Origin of the sequence: Rhizobium sp. BR 249, assembly GCF_047445895.1 — a bacterium.
Lineage (GTDB): Bacteria > Pseudomonadota > Alphaproteobacteria > Rhizobiales > Rhizobiaceae > Rhizobium.
In genome coordinates, this window is sequence record NZ_JARWKX010000005.1 from 120,109 (window position 1) to 142,427 (window position 22,319).

Genomic DNA, 22,319 nt, shown 5'->3' on the forward strand with positions numbered 1-22,319 from the left:
AAGTGTAACAGAATTCCACATCGTTTAAAATTGTCGCGAAAGGTTTAAGCCAATCGAGACAAGGCCTGTCTATGCTCCCTCCAAGCAGCAGAAACGGGACAGACGTTCTGCGGCCAATACTTGGCAGATCACTAAATCGCCATGCCATTGACTGGGAAAAAAGGCAAGCCTGATCTCAACCGGTTGTTCTGAACGGGGATTTAAGAGATGAAGAAAACATTTGTTACACTTCTGACCCTGGCCTTTACGGCAGGGAATGCCTGCTCGGCATTTGCCGCCGGCCCCGCAGGTCTTGCCCGCGGCCTGAACGGCAATTCGGCGGTCAGCTATATCTCCGAAAAAAGCAAGATCATCCCGCCCTTCGCCCAGGTCCTCTTCTGCGCCCAGAACCCTGCCGAATGCCGCGACAACAATGGTTTGGCGGTCGTCGCGCTGACGGACAAGGAAATGCTGCAGCTGAAGGACGTGAACAGCGCCGTCAACCGCACGATGATCGGCCGGAACGATTCCCGCAGCGAACTGAACGGCGACGTCTGGAAGGTGAACGTGCGCAGCGGCGACTGCGAAGATTTCGCATTGACCAAGCGCAGCCGGCTGATGGCGATGGGCTGGTCGTCGCGCGCGTTGCGGATCGCCACGGCATATACGCCCTCCGGCGAAGGACATGCGGTGCTCGTGGTCAGAACCGACAAGGGCGACCTCGTGCTCGACAACAGGCAAAGCAGCATCAAGAACTGGCGCGATACCGATCTGCGCTGGGACAAGATTCAATCGGGAACGGACCCCTACGTCTGGTACCGGCTGTAGCAGCCGAGGCAGCCATACACAGATTCCTCCCCTCCCGGGATTGAAGTCGAGCCGGCTCTGACGAACGGCTCGACTTGTCATATCGCCCACACAAACCTATGTTTTTGCTGTCGACGGGATAGCCTGCAGCGTGCAGCGACGCCCAAAGCTCGACTTCCGATGTGGGTACCAAGCGATCTTCGATATTGTCTTTTGGCCCAGATTCAGTATGACGGACCCCATGCTGCGACGCAGCATGACGTTCTACTCTAATGATTTGAGGGAATTATGCGCATCACGATGATTGGATCAGGCTATGTCGGCCTCGTTTCAGGCGTTTGCTTTGCGGATTTCGGCCACGACGTCATCTGCGTGGACAAGGATCTGAGTAAGATCGAAGCCCTTCGCGAAGGCCGCATTCCGATCTATGAGCCGGGTCTCGATCAACTCGTCGCCGAAAACACCAGCACCGGCCGGCTGTCCTTTTCGACCGATGTCGGCGAAAGCGTGCGTAGCGCCGACGTTGTGTTCATCGCTGTCGGCACGCCGTCCCGGCGCGGCGACGGCCATGCGGACCTGTCCTACGTCTACGCGGCGGCACGCGAGATCGCCACCTATGTGGAAGGCTTCACCGTGATCGTCACCAAGTCGACGGTTCCGGTCGGCACCGGAGACGAGGTCGAGCGCATCGTGCGGGAAACCAATCCTTCGGCTGACGTCGCCGTCGTCTCCAATCCCGAATTCCTGCGCGAAGGCGCTGCGATCGAGGATTTCAAGCGTCCCGACCGCATCGTCGTCGGACTGAACGACGACCGGGCGCGCGAAACCATGACCGAAGTCTATCGTCCGCTTTACCTCAACCAGGCTCCCCTGGTCTTCACGAGCCGCCGCACTTCCGAGCTCATCAAATATGCGGCCAACGCCTTCCTGGCCATGAAGATCACCTTCATCAACGAGATCGCCGATCTCTGCGAAAGGGTGGATGCAAACGTCCAGGACGTTTCGCGCGGCATCGGCCTCGACGGCCGTATCGGCTCCAAGTTCCTGCACGCCGGTCCGGGTTACGGCGGTTCGTGCTTCCCCAAGGATACGCTCGCCCTTGCCAAGACGGCGCAGGACTATGACGCACCGGTCCGTCTCATCGAAACGACGATTTCGATCAACGACAACCGCAAGCGGGCGATGGGCCGCAAGGTCATTTCGGCCGTCGGCGGAGACATTCGCGGCAAGAAGGTCGCCATCCTCGGACTGACCTTCAAGCCGAACACCGACGACATGCGCGACAGCCCGGCCATCGCCATCATCCAGACGCTGCAGGACGCCGGCGCCCAGGTCGTCGGCTATGATCCCGAGGGCATGGACAATGCCCGCAAGGTCATCGAGAACATCGAATATGCGAACGGCCCTTACGAAGCCGCTGCCGACGCCGATGCCCTCGTCATCGTCACCGAATGGAACCAGTTCCGTGCGCTTGATTTCAATCGCCTGAAGCAGTCGATGCGCGCTCCGATCCTCGTCGATCTGCGCAACATCTATCGCAGCGACGAGATCCGCAAACACGGCTTTACCTATACCGGTATCGGCACCAATCTCTACCAGGACGCCTGATAGAGCCGCTTCAATACGTGAACTTTCGGACGCCGCGGGGCATCAATCCCGCGGCGTTCGTTTTTGGAACGTGCCGGCAGAAACGGCGGTGGTTTCCAAGGCGCTTTAAAGAATGCCGACCCGCGTGCCCTTGATCGTCAGCACGGTCAAGCGGCCTGTCGCCGACACTGCCGTGTCGATCCCGATGCGCTGCGGCCCGAATGTCGGGATTCGCGCCGGCGTGTGCCCGTGGATCACCAGGAAAGGAAGCTGCGGTCCTTCATCCAGGAAGGGCTGGCGGATCCACATGAGGTCGCCGTCCTTCTGTTTCTTGAGATCGATGCCCGGCTTGACGCCCGCATGGACGAAGAGGACCCTTCCCATCCGCAGCATGATCGGCAGCGATTCCAGAAACTGGATGTGCCGCTCGGGTATCATGTTGTGGATGACGCGGGCGATCGCCTCGTTTCCTGCCGCCGACTGCAGCAGATGCTCGATGTCGATGCCGTATGACTGCAGCGTCTCGGTTCCGGCAAAGCTCAGCCATTCGAAAATACGCGCCGGTTTGCGATAGAGCTTCACCAGTTCCGCATCGTGATTGCCGCAGAGGACCAAACGCTGAAACCCCGGCGGCGGCCCCTTGCTCAGGAACTCCAGCACCGCGCTCGAATCCGGCCCGCGATCGACGTAGTCGCCGAGCGTGACGATGAGTTTCGGCCCCGCTATGCGCGCGGCATCCTCCTCGATGCGGCGATGCACCTCGACGAGTTCGTTGTAGCAGCCGTGAATATCGCTCATTGCGTAGACCGCAGCGAATTCCCCCTCGGCAAAGGTCAGCCGAGCGCGTCCTTTTCGGTTACCGGCCAGTATCGGTATCTGTTGTCGCCACGGCCCTAGATAGTTAAACATGTAACCCATTTACGAGATCCGACCGAACGCGAGGTTCTTCGGAAGCGATCCATTTCTTGTCCATTCCGGCATGAGGCTCAGTGTTCAGGAAGAAATTGGCCTGATCACGGCCCCATCGACATTGTACCCGCAACGCCGCCGCATCGGAACAAGCTCATCCCTGGCCATGCTGCACCACCTGCGTCAGGCTCGCCGCAGGCACTGCGCGTCCGGCTGCCGGGGCGCGAGAATCATCCATCCTTGTCATTCCCGCCTGAAAGCGCGCTCGGGCAAACCCGCCAGTGACGGTGATACCGATGCTCCGAGAAACGCCCTTGTCTTCGTTCATTCCGGAAAGGTTTCACCGTCAATATTGCGCTGTATTTTGGTATATGCTGGTTAATCCGGGGTTAAACCATATTGTCCGTTCCGCCGGCAGCTGTACCGGCGACTAGCTCTCCGGCTTGAAGAATTGCCGGCAATCGGATTTCCACAGATGATGCCAGCGAAAAAGCTGCAAAAATCAACTATAAAGAGAGCCATCACAAAAAAATGAACGTTTAAGCTTATCGTGCTTGACGCCCCTGTGGCGGCGCATAATGATGCTGCGTTGCGAGCGTGAACCACGTCCGCATTCAAGAATCTCAGGTCCAAAATTGCGGGGTGCAAAGTGGAAACTGCGGTTGATTCGAAAATGATCGAGGCGATTACCTACGACGAAGACAGCCGGCATCTACGGGTCTATCTGACAAACGGTCAGAGACGAGAATATGAAGGCGTTCCAAAGGGGGTCGTCGTCGGTCTGACGATGGCGGAATCGCCCGGTAATTTTTACATGAAGGCAATCAGGGGCAAATATCCTCCCCGTCCTTAGAGCAATTCCAGGAAAAGTGCGAAGCGGTTTTCTCAGGCAAAGCGCGAAGCGCTTTTGCCGGGAATTGCGTAAATCCAAAAGGTTAGAGCGCCTGCGTCCTGTCGATGACCGCCGGCAGGACCATCATTCGAGAAAGGCTGTGGGACCGGCATTTGCCGGCCCCACAATCATTTCACGCCGATGGGCGCGCTTCCATCAATAGCCGCTGAAGAATTCGCGCACCGCATCGATTTCGAGCGGCGCAATCTCATGGCCGCCGGGATGCCAAACCGTCCGGACCTCCGCGCCGCGATCTTTCAGATGTTGCGACAGGGCCTCGGTCACCGGGACGGGAGCGATCGGGTCCCGCTCACCGGCCGTCACCAGTACCTTTCTTCCCGCAAGCGTCGAGCGGGCTTCGGGTTGAAACGGAATGAGCGGATGCATCAGAACCGCGGCGTCGAAGATACCCTTCTCGATCAGCACATTGGCGAGGATGTTTGCGCCGTTCGAAAAGCCGAGGCCGAGAATGGCGGAAGCCCGGTATTCCCCGGCAAACGCCTCGACATAGGCGGCCATCTTCTCCGTCGCGCGGGAAAGGTCGGGCATATCGTAGACCCCCTCTCCCGTCCGGCGGAAAAAGCGCGCCGCACCGTATTCTGAAACATCGCCGCGCGGCGAGAGAACAGTCGCTTCCGGCAGCAGGCGCCGGCCGAATTCGAAGAACTGGTTCTCGTCGCCGCCGGTGCCGTGCAGCACGACCAGCATGGGTTTATCAGGTGCACCGGCATGCAGCAGGTGCACATATCCTGTTTCGGTCATGTCGGTTCTCCTTAGAGCAATTCCAGGCAAAGCGCGAAGCGCTTTTGCCGGGAATTGCGTCAAAACAAAAGGTAGAGCGGTTCTACGCTTCAATGAAAATCGAACCGCTCTAGCCCTCGAGCGGCTGCAGGTGCTGCTCGAGCAGCGCGCGAAGATGAGCGTGCTGCTGCGGCAGCCTCAGCGCTTCGCCGAGATGAGCCGTATCCTCATCGCGGTCGAAGCCGGGTTCATTCGTCGCGACCTCGAACAGCACGCCGCCCGGCGTGCGGAAATAGATCGCCCAGAAATAATCGCGGTCGATGACGGGCGTGACCTGATAACCGGTATCCATCAGCGCCTTGCGCACTTCGAGTTGCTTTGCGCGGTTTTCGACGGCGAAGGCGACGTGGTGGACGGAGCCGGCGCCGGGCAGCGCGCGAGCGACATTCGGCATCGTCTCGAGATCGATGAGATGCGCGCCGTTGCCGTCAGGCTTGATCAGCCGCTTGACGCCATCCCTTTCCTCGCCCACCTCGTACCCCATGAATTTCAGGAGTTCGGCCGTCGCGCCCTCGTCTCTCAGCCGCATGGCGACGGAGTGGAAGCCGCGAATGGCGTGGTCCTCGCTGATGCCACCATGCGTCCAGGGCTGGCGGCCATCATCCTTGACCTCGACGAGGGCGAAGCCGTCGCCATCCGGGCCGGAGAAGTTCAGGCGCTTTTCGCCGAAGCTTTCCTCGGCCTTCAGTCCGCCGAGGCCGAGCGCGGCGAAGCGGTCGCTCCAGAAGCCGAGCGAGCCCTGCGGGACGGAAAACACCGTCGTGCCGACCTCGCCGGTGCCGGGACGGCCCTGCGCCATCTTCGGGAACGGGAAATAGGTCATGATCGTGCCGGGCGCGCCGGTCTCGTCACCGTAGTAGAGGTGATAGACATCGGGCGCGTCGAAATTCACCGTCTTCTTGACGCGGCGCAGGCCGAGCGCATGGGTGAAGAACTGGTTGTTGGTACGGGCGTCCTCCGCCATCGACGTGACGTGGTGCAGGCCCTTGATCTGATCGAGCATGTGAGACCCCTTTCTTGCCCGCCGTTCGCGGGCTTTCGATGGATCATAAATGCGCGCTCCGAGCCCCTGCGGATAGAGCCGCGGACCAAAACGCATTGTCTTCTTTTAGTGAACGAAGATCGATCTGCGTTCACTAGGAAGTATGGGGATCGGCCGGCAGTTGCCAGTCGATCGGCTCGCGCCCGCGCGATTGCAGGAAGGCGTTCGCTTTGGAGAAATGCCCGCAGCCGAAGAAGCCGTTATGGGCCGAAAGCGGCGAAGGATGCGGCGCCTTGAGCACCAGATGCCGCGCCGTATCGACGAAGGCGGCCTTGCGCTGGGCATAGGAGCCCCAGAGCATGAAGACGACGGATTCGCATTCGTCGTTGACCTTGCGGATGACGGCGTCGGTGAAGCGCTCCCACCCCTTGCCTTGATGGGCGGCCGCCTGGCCCTCCTCGACGGTCAGCACGCTGTTCAGCAACAGCACGCCCTGCCGTGCCCAATGTTCGAGAAAACCGTGACGCGCCGGCGCAACACCGAGGTCCGTCTCCATCTCCTTGTAGATATTGACGAGCGAGGGCGGTATGCGCACGCCCGGCCGCACGCTGAAGCACAAGCCATGGGCTTGCCCGAGCCCATGATAGGGGTCCTGGCCGAGAATGACGACCTTGACCTTGGAGACCGGCGTCAGATCGAGGGCGCGGAAATATTCGCTTCCTTTCGGGAATATCCGCTTGCCGATCTCCTTCTGCGCGACGAGGAAGGATTTGAGCTGCTGCATGTAGGGGCTTGAGAACTCCCCCGCCAAGGCGGCCTTCCAGCTCTCTTCGAGACTGACTGACGTATCGCTCATCCGGCAAATCCTTCGCATATGACGAAACAACGGACATACGGTTCTAACAAAATCGATTTACGCTGCAATGCCTGTCGGCAATGGGTCTACGTCTTTAGGATCGGCGGGAGAAGACTGCGAGAGGCTGTCCGAGGCATCGTCGTTCGTGTTTAACTATATGACGGCTTCGGTATTTACGCCGGCAGGCGGCCTGAGTAGAACCTTGATTGTAAACCGGGAGACATCTCTTCAAATGAAATTCGGCACGAGCGGCCTTCGCGGACTTTCAGTCGATCTCAAGGGACGCGCCTCTGCGCTTTATGCGACGGCGTTCGGCAAATATCTGCTGCAGACCGGCAAGGCGCAGACCGGCGACGTCATTCTGATCGGCCGCGACTTTCGCGATTCCAGCCCCGAAATTTCGGGCAATTGCGCAGGCGCGCTTGCCGCGCTCGGCTTCCGGGTCTTCGATTGCGGCAATGTCCCGACGCCGGCGCTTGCCCTTTACGGCCTTGAAAGCAATGCCGCCTGCCTGATGATAACAGGCTCTCATATTCCGGCGGACCGCAACGGAATCAAGTTCTACCGCCCCGACGGCGAGATCGACAAATCGGACGAGGCTGCGATTACCGCCTTGGCGGCCGAAATCGAGAAAAGCGGCGAAGCCGTGGTCCAGACGCCGGCAGCGATGGAAGATCATGAGGCGATCTGCCGGCAGCTCTTTTTCGAACGCAATACGGCCCTGCTTCCGCAAGGCGCGCTGTCGGGCCTGAGGATCGGCGTCTACCAGCACAGCACCGTCGCCCGTGATCTCCTGGTCGATGTTCTTTCCCATTACGGCGCCGAAGTCACCGCTCTCGGCCGTTCGGAAAGCTTCATCCCGGTCGATACCGAAGCCGTTTCCGAGGAGACCATCACGCTGATGAAGCGCTGGGTCTCCGATCACAAGTTCGATGCGATCGTCTCGACCGATGGCGACGGCGACCGGCCGCTGGTCGCCGACGAAACCGGCACGCCGCTGCGCGGCGATCTTCTCGGCCTCGTGGCGGCCAAGTTTCTTGGCGCCGGCACGGTGGTGACACCCGTCACCTCCAATTCCGGCATCGAGGCCGCAGGCTCCTTTACCGTTACGCGCACCCGCGTCGGCTCGCCCTTCGTCATCGCGGGCATGGAAGAGGCCGTGGCCGGGGGCCAAGATCATGTCATGGGCTTCGAAGCCAATGGCGGGCTGCTGACGGCCACCTCCTTCGACATCAACGGCCGGAACGTTCGCGCCTTGCCGACGCGCGACTGCTTCATCCCGATGCTGGCGATCCTGTCGCTCGCCGCCATTCGCGGAGAGCCGCTCTCCGCCATTGCCGCTTCCTATCGCCTGCCCTTTGCCGCCGCCGACCGCCTGGAAAATTTCCCCGTCGAGACCAGCGCGGCGCTGATGGCGCATCTGCGCGCCTCGGATGAAAATCTTTCCGCTTTCCTGCGGCCGATAGGCAAGCTAGGGACAAAATCCGACATCGATGGCCTCAGGGTCACGCTCGGAGATGGCCGGATCATCCATTTCCGCCCTTCCGGCAATGCGCCTGAAATGCGCTGCTACGTGGAAGCCGGCAGCGAAACCGCAGCCCTGGACCTGCTGAATGCAGGGCTCAATCGAATAAGAGACTGGGCAGGCGCCCAATAATCATGCGACGAACACGTATTTCGAGGAAACCGCCTATGACGCAGAAAATCGTTCCCGTGATCATGGCCGGCGGCAAAGGCACGCGGCTCTGGCCGCTTTCCCGTGCCACTGCGCCGAAGCAATTCATCCAGTTCGTCGGCGACAAGACGCTGTTCCAGGACACCCTCGAACGCGTGTCCGATCCCGCGCTCTATGAAGCCCCGATCGTCGTCACCAATGAGGAATTCCGCTTCCTGGTGGCCGAGCAGGCCCGCGCGCTTGCCGTTCCGCTCGCCGCTGTGCTGCTCGAGCCGGTGGCCCGCAACACCGCCGCGGCGGTAGCCGCGGCAGCCACGCTCGCCACCGAGCTTTTCGGCAAGGATGCGATCATCCAGATGCTCGCCTCGGACCACGAGATCCTGGCCGACAAGAGCTATTTCGATTGCATCCGCATCGCCCGTGATGCCGCGGCCGACGGCAAGCTCGTCACCTTCGGCATCAACCCGACCGAGCCGGCGACCGGTTATGGCTATATCGAGATCGGCGAGGCGCTCAAAAACGGCGCCCACAAGGTCACCCGCTTCGTGGAGAAGCCTGCCCTTGAGAAAGCCGAGCAGATGCTCGCCGATGGCGGCTTCTACTGGAATTCTGGCATCTTCATGTTCCCGGTGACGGAACTCATCGCCGAGTTGCAGGAATATGCGCCCGATGTGCTGAAGGCGGCAAGCAAGGCGGTTTCCAAGGCAAGCCGCGACCTCGACTTCACCCGCCTCGATGCCGACCATTTCGCCAAGAGCCCCGACATCTCCATCGACTATGCAATCATGGAGAAGACCTCCAAAGCCGCCGTCGTCCCCTCGCCATTCCGGTGGTCGGACATGGGAAGCTGGGACGCCGTCTGGAAATCGGGCAAACGCGACGACAACGGCAATGTCGCGGCAGCCAACACGACCGTCGTCAACACCCGCAATTCGCTGGTCATGACCCATGGCGTGCATCTGGCCGTCCAGGGCATGGAAGACGTCGCCGTCATCGCCAGCGAGGACGCCGTCTATGTCGGACCGCTCAAGGACAGCCAGAATGTCGGGCAATTGGTCAAGATGCTGGCCTCTTCCTCCGCTACCGCGAAATTCGCCGAAACCCATCCGACGTCCTACCGCCCCTGGGGCGGCTATACCTCGATCCTCAACGGCGACCGCTTCCAGGTGAAGCGCATCTTCGTCACGCCGGGCAAGAAGCTTTCGCTGCAGAAGCACCACCATCGCTCCGAGCACTGGATCGTCGTCAAGGGGACGGCCGAGGTGACGGTCGGCGAGACCGTTCGGATGCTGCGCGAGAACGAAAGCGTCTATATCCCGCTCGGCGAAGTTCACCGCCTCGCCAATCCCGGCAAGATTCTCCTCGAACTCATCGAGGTGCAGACAGGCTCCTATCTCGGCGAGGACGATATCATCCGCATCGTCGACGAATTCGGAAGAACGTGAACCAGGCGCCGGAACGGCCGGCGGGCTGAGACAGTCCGCCACAGCTTCCGGCATGGCCACCATCCCTGTTGAATTCCCTCTCGGGATTCTCATAGAATGAATATGCCGACAGACCTGACAGGAGATGTCCTCTGATGCGTACCCTGCCCGCCCTTGCCGGATGCCTTTCGATCCTGCTGCCGGCAATGGCCTTTGCCCAGACGGCGAATATGCGAGCCGCCAGCGAGTCGGAAATCCGCCAGCACCTGCCCGGCACGTCGGAGCTGAAAGAAAGCAGCAACGGCTACGAATATCGCCAGGGCAACAAGAATGGCTACAAGATCAGCAATGGCCAGGTGTGCGTCCGGTTTCCCAACAAGTCGACCGATTGCGTCAGCGTGAAGACCGACGGCAAGAACTTTCAGATGATCGACCGGAAGGGCGGCCGAACCAGATTCTGACTTGCTCGCTTATTGCGCCGACGCCGTTTCGCCATCGAGAACGAATTCTGCGATCAGGCCTGAATGGTTCGAGCCGAGATTGTCATCGAGACGTTTCAGCGACGTCAGATGAAGCGGCGTGCGCGCGAATATGTGATCGATGGCGATCCCGAACCGGCCGGCGGCGATCGGCCATGTCGCCGGCTCCGGCGCCATCGTCTTCAGATCCTGCTTGCGCAGGAAAGCCTGAATGCCGGGAGCGATCGACGACGCGTTGAAATCGCCGGCCAGCACCAGCGGACCTGAGATCGAGCCAAGCGCCTTGTCGAGATCTCCCAACTCTTCCGCCTGGTAATCGTCGAAATAGGGCTTGGTCAGGTGCGCCGACACGAGATTGACGGTCTGCCCGCCGAAATCGACGCTTGCGACGGCCAGCCTGTCTTTCCTGAGACTGCCGATGCTGGCGACCTGCCGGGTCACGAAGGGTCGCTTCGACAGCAACAGCGTATCACAGCTGTCTTTGCCGTGATCGCAGCCGATATGATAGGGATAGACCTTGAACAATCGTTGCAGATGGAATGTCAGCGGCTTGGCTTCGAGCAGATTGACGACATCGGCATTCGAAGCGATCACCATGTCGGCGATGGCGGTCGAGTTTTTCCAATTGTCGATCGCGACGTTGAACGACATCAGCCGGAAAAGCGGCGCCGTGTCCGCTCCCCTGTCTTCCCCGGCAAATTCCCGCAGCATGATGATGCCGTGGGCGGTGAGAAGAAGGGCTGCGAGCAGAAGGGCAAGGCCGTAAACGTGCCTCCTGACGGCCAGGATGACGAGGCCGGCGGCGACGAAGATGACGCCGAGGTGAATCTGAAAGCTGTAGATGAAGGAGAGCAGCCAGAAGTTCGTGACATAGCGCAGCGACACGATCGCGATGGCCGCAGTCAGAAACGCCGAGAGAACCCAATAAATTATGTTTCTCATCGATCCTGGTTCCGCTCGCATAAGACCAGCCGCCATAACATGCGAGCCCATATGGTGCAACGCAGCATAATGTCCGGAAACCACGACAGCGGCGGCGCTCCAGGCCCTATCTTTCAACGGCCTATCGACTCGCCCTCTTTTTATCTTGTAAGTGGGGGCCACTTTAGACGGAATCGGCTTTTTGCCGTCGGCAGGGAGCCGAGAAAAAGGTGGGAATGCGCTACTTCATTACAGGCACGGCCGGCTTCATCGGTTTTCATCTCGCCAGGCGCCTGCTGCAGGAAGGGCATGAGGTCACCGGCTTCGACGGCCTGACCCCCTACTACAACGTCAAGCTCAAGGAGATGCGCCATGCCGCACTCTCCCAGTTTCCGACCTTCAAACCCGTCATCGCAATGCTCGAGGATCGCAAAGCGCTGGAGGCGGCAGTCATCGCCGCCAAACCCGACATCCTGATCCATCTCGCCGCGCAGGCCGGCGTGCGCTACAGCCTGGAAAATCCCGAGGCCTATATTCATTCGAATGTCGAAGGCTCCTGGAACATCATGGAGATCGCGCGGCGCGTCGAAATCCGCCACCTGATGCTCGCCTCGACATCATCGATCTATGGCGCCAATGCGACCGTTCCCTTCCACGAGACCGACCGCGCCGACGAGCCGCTGACGATCTATGCCGCAACGAAGAAATCGATGGAACTGATGGCGCACAGCTACGCCCATCTGCACAAGATTCCGACGACGGCCTTTCGTTTCTTCACTGTCTACGGTCCGTGGGGCCGGCCCGATATGGCGCTGTTCAAATTCGCCAAGAACATGCTCGAAGGTCAGCCGATCGAGATCTACGGCGAAGGCAATATGAGCCGTGACTTCACCTATATCGACGATCTTATCGAAGCGATCGTCAGATTGTCGGCCATTGCGCCCAGCGAGGAGAACCGCCTCGATAACGCCGCTGTCGAAACGCTGTCGCGCCAGGCACCCTTCCGCGTCGTCAATATCGGCGGCGGCCAGCCGGTCAGCCTGATGGATTTCGTCGAAACGGTGGAAAAGGCGCTCGGCCGTCCTGCCATCCGCAAGATGCTGGCCATGCAGAAGGGCGACGTGCCGCGCACCTTTGCCGCTCCCGATCTGCTCGTGGCACTGACTGGATATAAGCCGGATACGACGCTGGATGTCGGCGTCAAGGCCTTCGTCGAGTGGTATCTCGACGTCCATGCCGAGCTCAACGCTTAGCTTATCTCTCGAACTGCTTCCCGTCGACGCGGAGCGTCAGCGGAGAAACGTGACCGCCTGCACAGCGCCGACCGCCTTCGAAAGCACATAGTCGATGGCAATGGTCAGGCTCTTCGAATAGGCATTGATCTTGTAACCCTCCCCCTCGACCGCAGCCGGGCTGCGCAGCACGAAGGGAACGCCTGGGCGAACGAAGCCGGCGCGCGTCGTCAGGGGAACCTCCGGCGAATGGCCGATGGCCGAGGTGTACATCAGGTCGCGGCCAAGGCTCGCCGGCCCGATGGCGAAGGCCGGACCGGCGGCCGCGGTGATGCTCAAGGTCAAGGCGATGGCGGCAAGAGTTTTCTGCATGTCGAAGTCCCCGTTTTCGGATCGGCGGGCATATGGTCCGCCCAGCTCCAAGCGGTCGCCGCGTCTGTCCACGCTTCGGCCGCCTTCATGAGAACACTCTACACGTCAGTATTTGCAGGGCTTTTAAGCGGATCGGTCAAATTTTAGGAAATTTGATTTTCTGTCCGGAAGGGCTTGAGACGCCCTATAACTAAAGCATGTCGCGCAAAAGTGTGCAGCGGTTTTGCGGCAACGACATGCGTAAAACAAGGACCTAAAGCGCAAGGAGCGAATCTGAAAGATAGCGACGCGCTTTAGGCACTGATCGCAGTCTAGAGAATGCGATCCAGCTTCTTGTTGATATGCAGGTTCGGCACCAATCCCGCGCTTTGGGCGGCATGATAGGATTCTCGCGCCGCATCGAACGAGATCGACCACATGATGGCGCTCAGCAGGAGCGCGATAATATAGATTTGGATACGCATCGAACTGGCAATACGGAAAGAGCTGGGCAGTTTTGTGTCAAAAAATGAGCGCATAACGAGAAAAATGGCGCGCTTTTCGTTCCGCATCGATCGGCGCCAGGCTTATCTTTTTCGTCCTGCCTGCGTAACCGATGTCACGTTACTTTAGTATCGCCAGCCTATATATTCGAAGACATGCGCAACCGACGATAGAGTCGGTTCGTCCGCGGTGCGCAGCGAGTGGAGGACTCGTCGCTGCCGCGGCTGCAATCGTGATCTCAGCAACAACGAGGGGAGGCGTGCATGGGAAGGATTACCAAGGCAGGTGCATGGTGCAATGGCGAAGTCGCCTATCTCGCCTGGGCGGCGGATGGGCCGATTGCCGATTGTCTCGGCTTCATGATCACCCGTGTGCACGAGACCGGGCCGGACGCCGGCGCCCGGCGAATCCTGCCGACCTGGATCGCTTTCACCGATCAGTCCAATCCCGACTGGCTGGAACAGGACAGCTCGGTCTGGCCGATCCAGCAATATCAATGGCGCGACCTGACGCTGCGCCGCTCACGCGACGAGGCGACCGTTCGGCCGATCGATTTCAAAATCCATTACGAGATTACGCCGGTCGGCCTGGCAGGGCCTGGCCGGGCAGAGGTTCCCGCCTCCGGCACCGCCCCCTATCGCGACGAGAACGGCAAGCCGCGATACGATGGGCCGCAGCGGCAGCTCTTCATCCTGGACGAGCCCTTCAAGACGGGGAGCATCGACGTCACCCATGATTTCCCGGGCGGTGGCGCCATCAAGGCGACCTATACCAACGGCATCCTTTCGACGCAGAACCTGCTGCGCCAGCTGGAAAAGGTGCAGGGCGTCAAGCCCGAGAATGTCGCGCCCGGCCCGACGATGCGCGTCACCGAAGGCCTGCTGAAGACGCTGAAGGAGCACATCCCCAAGGAGAACGATCCGATCCGCCTGTTCCTGACGGCCGATGTGCTGAGCTTCCTGACGATGCTGATCGACCGCGCCGAAAAGGGAAATGGCGAACTCTATCTGGCGCTTTACGAGCTGCACGATCCGGAACTGGTCAGGCGGCTGACGGCGCTCGTCGAAGCGGGCAAGGCGCATGTCATCCTCTCAACCTCGGGCTCCACCGACCTCAACAGGAAGGGCGACGCGCCGCCGAGGAAACCGGTCGTCTGGGATACCGGCAATCACGATGCGCGCATCGGCCTCCATGCCGCCGCGCCTTCTGCCGACCGCGTGCAGGATCGCCTCTTCAACAACAACAGCCACATCGGCCACAATAAATTCGCCGTCTATGTCGAAGGCGGCGTCGCCCGCACCGTCATGACCGGCAGCACCAACTGGACCGAAACCGGCCTCTGCACGCAGTCCAACAATGTCATCCTGATCGACGACAAGAAGGTCGCAGACTGCTTCCTCGCCTATTGGAAGCTGCTGCGGGACGATCCGCAGCCTCCGGGCGTTCCCTTGACCGTTTCCAACCATGGCAAGACCGCCGAGGGTTTTGCGCCGAGCAAAGGCGTGCAGGGCACGGCCCTGCGCCAGGCCAATGCCGCATTAAGCGTGCCGGTGAAGCTGGCGGACGGCAAGACCACCGTCGAAATCCTGTTTTCGCCCAACACCAAGGCGCCGACCAAGAACAAGACCTCACCGACACCAGTCGATCTCAGCCGCGTCTATTCGCTGATGGAACATGCCGACGACGCCATCCTGTTCCTTACCTTCTATCCCGGTGTGCGCGGCGAACAGAACGTCATCGGCCAGGCGGCCGATCTTGCCGCCAAGCGGCCGGAACTGCTCGTCCAGGGCGCGATCAGCAATCCGGCAGCCCTGCCGCCGGCAAAACCCGGCGAACCCACGACCTATACCAAGCCCGACGGCACGACCGAGGATCTGCCCCAACGGGCGATCTGGTGGCCGGGCGGCGATGCCAGCCGCGTCGCCATGGTGCGGGCCGCGGCGATCTCCGCCCAGTTCGGCGACCTTCGTCCAGAACTGCTCAGCGCCGGCCACGCGATCATCCACGACAAGATCGTCGTCATCGATCCGCTCCATCCCGACAACTGCACCGTCATCACCGGCAGCCACAATCTCGGTTACAAGGCTTCTTACCAGAACGACGAGAACCTGCTGGTCATCCGCGGCAACCAGTCGCTCGCCGTCGCCTATGCGATCCATATCCTCGACATCTACGACCACTACGTCCTGCGCGCCAAGCTGCAGGAGGAGTTGCGCCAGTCGCTGATCGAGACGGGCCGGCCGCCAAAGGCAGATTCCGGCGGCGGCTTCCTCAATACCAAGGCCACCTGGCAGGGCCGCTGGTTCGCTCCGGCCAAGGCCCCGTCGAGCCGGGATTATTTTCTCGGTCTTTGAGAAGACTTCACGATTGCACCGATTGAAGAGAGGGCGTCCGGCCGACGGACGCCTTTAGTTTGTTGACGAAGTTTCCTCCGTCATGCTCGGCCTTGTGCCGAGCATCTAACCACAATAATTGTTTGGGGGAACCCATTTATTTTCAGCCACTTAATTGACCGGAGCAGATCCTCGGCACAAGGCCGAGGATGACGCCAGGCAAAGAACCAGAACGTCAAAAGGCAACGGAGTGCGAACGAAGAGATCCTCTTCATTCGTTCAAATGATGGCTTGTACTACAATATATCATTCGATTGACTGATTTATCGATCAGTGCTATAAAACCGTCATGACCAAGCAAAACGACAACCAAACCCCACCAGCCTCCGCCCGCGCCGAGATCGCGCGCCAGAAGATGCTGACCGCCGCCCTCGACGTCTTCGGGCGCTACGGCTTCGACGGCGCCTCGACGCGCCAGCTGACCGAAGCCGCCGGCGTCAACCTGCAGGCGATCCCTTATTATTTCGGCAGCAAGGAAGGCCTCTACATCGCCACCGCCGAATATCTGATGATGCAGATCGACGCGCATGTCAGCGGCATGAGGGCGCGCATCGGCGCACATCTCATGGCGCTCGACGCGGCCGGCGAGCCGCTCGGCGAGGCAGAGGCCCGCCTCTTCCTCACCGAAATTCTCCAGACCATGGTAACGCTCTTCGTCGCCAAGGAATCCGAGCCCTGGGCCCGCTTCCTCATCCGCGAGCAGATGGAACCGACCGAGGCATTCAAGCGGGTCTATCAGGGCATCATGCGGCCGATGATCGAAATGGGCCGGCGGCTGGTCGGCGCCATCCTTAGCGAGGACCCGGCGTCGGAACATGTGCGCCTGCGCACCTTCAATCTCGTCGGCAGCATTCTCATCTTCCGCTTTGCCCATGCCTCCGTGCTCGCCCAGATGGAATGGGACACATTCGGCCCGGAACAGGTGGAAATCCTGCGGGGCCTTGCCGCCGAACTGGCCGATGTCATCGGCCCGCCGAAAGGAGGTGCGGCATGAAACGCATCCTTCCCCTCCTCGTCCTTCTCCTCGCTGCGGCGGGCGCCGCCTGGTGGTACGGCCTGCCCGAGCGGTTCGGCTGGCTGCCCGAGGCGCGGCGTGAATTCGTGCTCTACGGCAATGTCGATATCCGCCAAGTCTCGCTCGGCTTTCGCGTCAGCGGCCGCCTCTCCGAACTCCGTGTCGACGAGGGCGATGTCGTCAAGAGCGGAACGGTTTTGGCAAAGCTCGACGCCGCGCCCTATGAATTTGCCATGCGCTCCGGCGAGGCCAATGCCGCAGCCCTTCGCGCAACGCTCGACAAACTGAAGGCCGGCCCGCGGCCGACCGAGATCGCCCAGGCGCGCGCCGCCTATGACGAAAGCCTCGCGGATCTGCAGAATGCCAACCTCGCTTATGACCGCGCCCGCCAGCTTCGCCCGCAGGGCACGATTTCCGAAGCGAGCCTCGATCAGGCGACCGCCGCAAAGGCGATGGCCGCCGCCCGCTCGCAATCCGCCAGCGAGGCGCTGAAGCTGCTGCAGGAAGGCTCCCGCATCGAGGATATCGCCGCCGCCGATGCCCAGCTGAAGGCGGCCGAGGCCACACTCGCCTCGGCCCGCACCTCGCTCGCCGACACCGAACTGCGCGCGCCGAACGACGGCGTCATCCTCTCGCGCGTGCGGGAAAACGGCGCGATCGTCTCGCCGGCCGATACCGTCTTCGTGCTCTCGCTCACCGAGCCCGTCTGGGTGCGCAGCTACGTCGCCGAACCCGATCTCGGCCGCATCCATCCGGGCATGAAGGTCTCCGTCGCCTCCGATATGGCGCCTGACAAGCCCTATGAAGGCACGATCGGCTTCATATCTCCCGTCGCCGAATTCACTCCGAAATCGGTGGAGACGCCGGAACTGAGAACCGATCTCGTCTATCGCCTGAGGATCGTCATCGACAAGCCCGGCCCGGACCTGCGCCAGGGCATGCCTGTCACCGTGCGGCTTTCCGCGCCAGCAGGCGGACAATGACGACCGTCGAAACCAGCCGGGACGACAAGCCGCTCGTCCGGATCGACGGCGTCACCAAGCGTTTCAGCGACGCGCCTCCGGCCCTCGACGCCGTCTCCGGCGTCATCGGCGGCGGCGCGATCACCGGCCTCGTCGGCCCCGACGGCGCCGGCAAGACGACGCTGATCCGCCTGATGACCGGCCTGATGCTGCCGGACGCCGGCACGGTGGAGGTTCTGGGCTTCGACACCCGGAAGAATGCCGCCGGCATCCAGGCGGCGATCGGCTACATGCCGCAGCGCTTCGGCCTCTACGAGGACCTCTCGGTGCAGGAAAACCTCGATCTCTATGCGGATCTGCGCGGCCTGCCGAAGAGCGAACGCGCCGGCGCCTTCGACGAATTGCTCACCTTCACCGACCTCAAGCGTTTCACCGGCCGGCTCGCCGGAAAGCTTTCCGGCGGCATGAAACAGAAGCTCGGCCTCGCCTGCGCGCTGCTGAAGAAGCCGCGCCTGCTGCTGCTCGACGAGCCGGGCGTCGGCGTCGACCCGATCTCGCGCCGCGACCTCTGGAAGATGGTCGAGAACCTGACGAAGGAAGGCATCGGCGTGCTCTGGTCGACCGCCTATCTCGACGAGGCCGAAGCCTGCGACCATGTGCTGCTCTTGAACCAGGGGAAACTGCTCTTCTCGGGAAAACCGGAGGAGATGACGGAGCGCGTCGACGGCCGCGTCTTCCGGGTCTCCGATGTCACCGGCCGCCGCCGGCAGGTTCTCGCCGAGCTGCTGCAGGCCGATGGCGTCATCGACGGCGTGATCCAGGGCGAGGCGATCCGCCTGGTCGCAGCCAGCGGCAAGACACCCGATATCGGCAAGGCCGGCAATGGCGCCTCGCTTTCCCCGGCCCCGCCCCGTTTCGAGGATGCCTTCGTCGACATGCTCGGCGGTGGCCCCGGCGGCCGCTCCAGGCTCGCCGAGGCGCAGGAGCCGCCGAAGGCCGAGGGCGACCGCCCGGTGATCGAAGCCAGGGGCCTGACCAAGCGCTTCGGCGATTTCACCGCCGCCGACGACATCAGCTTCGATATCCGCCGCGGCGAGATCTTCGGCCTGCTCGGCCCGAACGGCGCCGGCAAGTCCACCACCTTCAAGATGCTCTGCGGCCTATTGAAGCCGACCGGCGGCGAAGGCCGCGTCGCCGGTTTCGATCTCCGCCGTGATGCCGCCGAAGCCCGCAACCAGCTCGGCTACATGGCGCAGAAATTCTCGCTCTACGGCGATCTCACCGTCATGCAGAACCTCGAATTCTTCGCCGGCGTCTATGGCCTTCGCGGCCAGCATAAGCGCAAGCGCATCGAGCTGATGGCCGAGATCTTCGATTTCGGCCGCCATGCCAACGAGGCCGCCAAGGACCTGCCGCTCGGCCTCAAACAGCGCCTGGCGCTTGCCTGCGCCGTCATGCACGAGCCGCGCGCCCTCTTCCTGGACGAGCCGACATCAGGCGTCGATCCGATCACCCGGCGCGAATTCTGGACGCATATCAACGCGCTGGTGGAAAAAGGCGTCACCGTGCTCGTCACCACTCATTTCATGGACGAGGCGGAATATTGCGACCGTATCTCGCTGATTTATCGCGGCCGCTCGATTGCGCTCGGTTCGCCCGACGAATTGAAGGCCCGGGTCGCGACCAGGGAGCAGCCGGACCCGACGATGGAGGATGCCTTCATCGCGCTGGTGCAGCAGTCGGAAGCGGAGGATGCGGCATGAGCGCCTCATCAGGCCGGTTACGGCGTTTGTTTGCCCTCGTGCGCAAGGAAAGCTTCCAGGCGGTCCGCGATCCGAGCAGCATCCTCATCGCCTTCGTGCTGCCGCTGATCCTGCTCTTTCTCTTCGGCTACGGCGTCTCGCTCGATACCAGCCGCACCCGCATCGGCCTCGTGACCGAGGAGATGACGCCGCTGACGCAGGACCTGTCGGCGAGTTTCCAGGCCTCGCGCTATTTCGATGTGACGATCAGCCGTGACCGGCGCCTGTTCGAGGATGATCTCGTGATCGGCAAGGTGCGCGGCATCGTCATCATCCCGGCCGATTTCACCACGCGCTACACCGCCGGCAACCGTCCCACTCTCCAGGTGATCGTCGACGGCTCCGACCCGAACACGGCGAATTTCGTGCAGAATTATGCGCAAGGTGCCGTCGCCAACTGGGAACAGCAGAGACAGGCGGATGTCGCCTCGCACAGCCCTGCCATCACGGTCGAGCAGCGTTTCTGGTTCAATCCGGAACTCACCAGCCGCAATTTCCTCGTGCCGGGCTCTATCGCCATCGTCATGACGCTTGTCGGCACGCTGCTCACCTCGCTCGTCGTCGCCCGTGAATGGGAGCGCGGCACGATGGAGGCGATGATGGCGACGCCGGTGACGGCGGTCGAACTGCTCGCCGGCAAGATCCTGCCCTATTTCCTGCTCGGCCTCACCTCGATGACGCTCTGCGTGCTGCTGGCGGTCTTTCTCTTCGGCGTGCCGTTCCGCGGCTCGGTCGCGGCTCTTTACGCCTTGTCGGCCGCTTTCCTGATCCCGGCGCTCGGCCAGGGCCTGTTGATCTCGACGGCGACGAAAAACCAGTTCCTCGCCTCGCAACTGGCGCTGATCACCGCCTTCCTGCCGGCCTTCCTGCTGTCGGGCTTCCTGTTCGAGATCAATTCCATGCCTGCGGTCATCCAGTGGATCACCTTCATCGTGCCGGCGCGCTACCTGATCCCCAGCCTGCAGACGGTGTTCCTCGCCGGCGACATCTGGCCGATGTTCGCGAAGGCAATCTCCGTCATGCTGACGATCGGCGCTATCATGTTCGTGCTGGCCGCCCGCAGCACCAGAAAGAGGATCGGCTGAGATGGGATGGACAAGGCTCTACGCCCTGATCGTCAAGGAACTGCTCGCCGTGTTGCGCGACCCCAAGGGCCGCGCCATCCTCATCGGCCCGCCGATCGTCCAGCTTCTCGTCTTTTCCTATGCCGCGACGCTCGAAGTCCGCAATGTCGACATCATGATCCTCAACCGCGACAGCGGCCATTGGGGCCAGGAACTGATCGAGCGCATCGACGGCTCGCCGACTTTCCGCAACATCGAAGTCGCCGCGAGCCAGGCGCAGGTCCAGGTGGCAATCGACAATCAGACCGTGATCGCCGCCGTCGAGATCGGCCCGGATTTCTCGCGCAATATCGAGGCGGGAACGCCGGCCGACCTGCAGGTCGTGCTCGACGGCCGCCGCTCCAACGCCTCGCAGATCGTCGCGGGCTACCTCTCGCAGATCAGCGGCACCCTTGCCGCCGAGACCCCGGCCGGCAAGCGAACGGGCGCCGAAATGGTTTCGACGGTGCCGCGCAACTGGTTCAACCCGAACCTCACCTATCAATGGTTCATGGTGCCGAACCTGATCGCCAGCATCGCGCTGCTGATCGGCCTGATCGTTACGGCTTTGTCGATCGCCCGCGAGCGCGAGCTCGGCACCTTCGACCAACTGATGGTCTCGCCGCTGCGCATGCACGAGATCCTGATCGGCAAGCTGATCCCGCCGATGATGATCGGCCTCTTCCACATCACCGTCTATATCCTCGCCGCCGTCTTCCTCTTCGAAGTGCCGCTGCGCGGCTCGCTCTTCCTGCTTTATGGCAGCGCGATCTTCTATCTCGGCTCGGTCGCTGGTCTCGGCCTGTTCATCTCGGCACTGTCGATGACACAGCAGCAGGCGATCCTCGGCGCCTTCCTGTTCATGGTCCCGGCCATGCTGCTGTCGGGCTTCGCCACGCCGATCGAGAATATGCCGGCCTGGCTGCAACCGATAACGCTCATCAACCCGCTGCGCTATTTCCTGGTGATCGTCAAAGGCGTCTTCCTCAAGGATATCCCTTTGAGCGAGGTGGTGAACCAGACGATCCCGCTGGCGCTGATCGCCACCGTCACCCTCAGCGCTGCCGCCTGGCTCTTCCGCCGGCGCCTGGAATAATCCCATCCCTACGCATGCTTCAGCCGCCTCACAGAATATGAACCGGCCTTCCAAAGCGTGATTCTCCAGCTGGAACATCGGATTTGCGTTGTCGTTACCCAAACGCAATCCAACAAAGGAGAAGCAAAATGTACAAGATTCTACTTGTCTCCAGCGCTCTTGCGCTTTCATCGCTTGCCACCAACGCGCTGGCTGACGGCGCTGTTACCGGTGCCGCCGGCGGCGCCATCACCGGCGCGATCGTCGGTGGTCCCGTGGGTGCCGCCATTGGCGGCGTGGCCGGCGGTGTCGCCGGCGCCGTCGTCGATCCGCCGCCGCGCGAGGTCGTTACCTATGTCCAGCAGCAGCCGGCCCCGACCTCCCGCGTGGTCGTCGAGCAGCCGATCGTCGTCGGCAAGCCGCTCCCGGCCGATGTCGTCGTTACACCGGTGCCTGACAACCCGAAATACGCCTACACGGTCATCAACGACCGCCGTGTGATCGTCGAACCCCGCACCCACCGCGTCGTGCAGGTGATTGAATAAACAAGCGGCCGGGACCACTTGCGGC

At 61.6% G+C, this 22,319-nt stretch carries 21 protein-coding genes; 14 read left to right on the top strand and 7 right to left on the bottom strand.

Annotation, left to right across the window (positions count from 1 at the left end; translation table 11 throughout):
- The first annotated feature begins 207 nt into the window (after positions 1 to 207).
- Both QD408_RS06930 and QD408_RS06935 read left to right on the top strand, forming a co-directional pair.
- Positions 208 to 807 (top strand): transglutaminase-like cysteine peptidase, encoded by a 600-nt coding sequence (locus QD408_RS06930; protein ID WP_414138778.1) that lies wholly within the window; start codon positions 208 to 210, stop codon positions 805 to 807.
- A gap of 267 nt (positions 808 to 1,074) precedes the next feature.
- Positions 1,075 to 2,394, top strand: coding sequence for a UDP-glucose dehydrogenase family protein (locus tag QD408_RS06935; protein ID WP_088684721.1), 1,320 nt, complete (start codon positions 1,075 to 1,077; stop codon positions 2,392 to 2,394).
- Positions 2,395 to 2,499: 105 nt separating this feature from the next.
- Here QD408_RS06935 and QD408_RS06940 read toward each other — a convergent pair whose 3' ends face one another.
- On the bottom strand, positions 2,500 to 3,291 hold the full coding sequence (locus tag QD408_RS06940; RefSeq protein WP_414138779.1) for a metallophosphoesterase: 792 nt from the start codon (positions 3,289 to 3,291) through the stop codon (positions 2,500 to 2,502).
- Between the two features lie 664 nt (positions 3,292 to 3,955).
- On the opposite strand from QD408_RS06940, the gene QD408_RS06945 reads away from it, so the two are divergent.
- On the top strand, positions 3,956 to 4,135 hold the full coding sequence (locus tag QD408_RS06945) for a KTSC domain-containing protein (RefSeq protein WP_245313627.1): 180 nt from the start codon (positions 3,956 to 3,958) through the stop codon (positions 4,133 to 4,135).
- A 195-nt stretch (positions 4,136 to 4,330) separates the two neighbouring features.
- On the opposite strand, the gene QD408_RS06950 is transcribed toward QD408_RS06945, so the two are convergent.
- From QD408_RS06950 to ung, 3 genes are all read right to left on the bottom strand, one after another.
- Positions 4,331 to 4,936, bottom strand: coding sequence for an alpha/beta hydrolase (locus QD408_RS06950; protein WP_088684724.1), 606 nt, complete (start codon positions 4,934 to 4,936; stop codon positions 4,331 to 4,333).
- A 109-nt stretch (positions 4,937 to 5,045) separates the two neighbouring features.
- Positions 5,046 to 5,978 carry a VOC family protein gene (locus QD408_RS06955; RefSeq protein WP_414138780.1) on the bottom strand — a complete coding sequence of 311 codons (933 nt, stop codon included), beginning with the start codon at positions 5,976 to 5,978 and terminating at the stop codon, positions 5,046 to 5,048.
- A 133-nt stretch (positions 5,979 to 6,111) separates the two neighbouring features.
- Positions 6,112 to 6,813, bottom strand: a complete 702-nt coding sequence (gene ung, locus QD408_RS06960) for a uracil-DNA glycosylase (RefSeq protein WP_414138781.1) — start codon at positions 6,811 to 6,813, stop codon at positions 6,112 to 6,114.
- Positions 6,814 to 7,045: 232 nt separating this feature from the next.
- On the opposite strand from ung, the gene QD408_RS06965 reads away from it, so the two are divergent.
- The 3 genes from QD408_RS06965 (at position 7,046) to QD408_RS06975 (ending at position 10,373) form a co-directional block, all read left to right on the top strand.
- Entirely contained in the window at positions 7,046 to 8,470 is a 1,425-nt protein-coding gene (locus tag QD408_RS06965; RefSeq protein WP_414138782.1) for a phosphomannomutase, read from the top strand.
- A gap of 35 nt (positions 8,471 to 8,505) precedes the next feature.
- Positions 8,506 to 9,933, top strand: coding sequence for a mannose-1-phosphate guanylyltransferase/mannose-6-phosphate isomerase (locus tag QD408_RS06970; RefSeq protein ID WP_088684728.1), 1,428 nt, complete (start codon positions 8,506 to 8,508; stop codon positions 9,931 to 9,933).
- 134 nt (positions 9,934 to 10,067) lie between these two features.
- Positions 10,068 to 10,373 carry a hypothetical protein gene (locus QD408_RS06975; protein WP_088684729.1) on the top strand — a complete coding sequence of 102 codons (306 nt, stop codon included), beginning with the start codon at positions 10,068 to 10,070 and terminating at the stop codon, positions 10,371 to 10,373.
- A 9-nt stretch (positions 10,374 to 10,382) separates the two neighbouring features.
- On the opposite strand, the gene QD408_RS06980 is transcribed toward QD408_RS06975, so the two are convergent.
- Complete coding sequence (locus tag QD408_RS06980) at positions 10,383 to 11,333, bottom strand: endonuclease/exonuclease/phosphatase family protein (RefSeq protein WP_414138783.1); 951 nt, start codon at positions 11,331 to 11,333, stop codon at positions 10,383 to 10,385.
- A 215-nt stretch (positions 11,334 to 11,548) separates the two neighbouring features.
- Here QD408_RS06980 and QD408_RS06985 point away from each other — a divergent pair, with 215 nt between their 5' ends.
- The gene (locus QD408_RS06985; RefSeq protein WP_088684731.1) at positions 11,549 to 12,565 is read left to right on the top strand and encodes an NAD-dependent epimerase; all 1,017 of its coding nucleotides are present in this window, start codon (positions 11,549 to 11,551) and stop codon (positions 12,563 to 12,565) included.
- Positions 12,566 to 12,601: 36 nt separating this feature from the next.
- Here QD408_RS06985 and QD408_RS06990 read toward each other — a convergent pair whose 3' ends face one another.
- Together QD408_RS06990 and QD408_RS06995 are read right to left on the bottom strand one after the other, a co-directional pair.
- On the bottom strand, positions 12,602 to 12,988 hold the full coding sequence (locus tag QD408_RS06990) for a hypothetical protein (RefSeq protein ID WP_414138784.1): 387 nt from the start codon (positions 12,986 to 12,988) through the stop codon (positions 12,602 to 12,604).
- A 239-nt stretch (positions 12,989 to 13,227) separates the two neighbouring features.
- Positions 13,228 to 13,467, bottom strand: coding sequence for a hypothetical protein (locus tag QD408_RS06995; RefSeq protein WP_414138857.1), 240 nt, complete (start codon positions 13,465 to 13,467; stop codon positions 13,228 to 13,230).
- Between the two features lie 195 nt (positions 13,468 to 13,662).
- Here QD408_RS06995 and QD408_RS07000 point away from each other — a divergent pair, with 195 nt between their 5' ends.
- From QD408_RS07000 to QD408_RS07030, 7 genes are all read left to right on the top strand, one after another.
- The gene (locus tag QD408_RS07000) at positions 13,663 to 15,753 is read left to right on the top strand and encodes a phospholipase D-like domain-containing protein (protein WP_414138785.1); all 2,091 of its coding nucleotides are present in this window, start codon (positions 13,663 to 13,665) and stop codon (positions 15,751 to 15,753) included.
- A gap of 328 nt (positions 15,754 to 16,081) precedes the next feature.
- On the top strand, positions 16,082 to 16,786 hold the full coding sequence (locus QD408_RS07005; protein WP_414138786.1) for a CerR family C-terminal domain-containing protein: 705 nt from the start codon (positions 16,082 to 16,084) through the stop codon (positions 16,784 to 16,786).
- A complete protein-coding gene (gene hlyD, locus QD408_RS07010; RefSeq protein ID WP_414138787.1) occupies positions 16,783 to 17,790 on the top strand; it encodes a secretion protein HlyD in 1,008 nt (335 codons plus the stop codon). Before QD408_RS07005 ends, hlyD begins: the two co-directional genes overlap by 4 nt.
- A complete protein-coding gene (locus tag QD408_RS07015) occupies positions 17,787 to 19,532 on the top strand; it encodes an ATP-binding cassette domain-containing protein (protein ID WP_414138788.1) in 1,746 nt (581 codons plus the stop codon). Before hlyD ends, QD408_RS07015 begins: the two co-directional genes overlap by 4 nt.
- The gene (locus tag QD408_RS07020; protein ID WP_414138789.1) at positions 19,529 to 20,656 is read left to right on the top strand and encodes an ABC transporter permease; all 1,128 of its coding nucleotides are present in this window, start codon (positions 19,529 to 19,531) and stop codon (positions 20,654 to 20,656) included. The genes QD408_RS07015 and QD408_RS07020 overlap by 4 nt, the downstream gene beginning before the upstream one ends.
- A 1-nt stretch (position 20,657) precedes the next feature.
- Positions 20,658 to 21,770 carry an ABC transporter permease gene (locus tag QD408_RS07025; protein ID WP_414138790.1) on the top strand — a complete coding sequence of 371 codons (1,113 nt, stop codon included), beginning with the start codon at positions 20,658 to 20,660 and terminating at the stop codon, positions 21,768 to 21,770.
- Between the two features lie 128 nt (positions 21,771 to 21,898).
- A complete protein-coding gene (locus QD408_RS07030) occupies positions 21,899 to 22,294 on the top strand; it encodes a DUF1236 domain-containing protein (RefSeq protein ID WP_088684740.1) in 396 nt (131 codons plus the stop codon).
- The last annotated feature ends 25 nt before the right edge of the window (positions 22,295 to 22,319 follow it).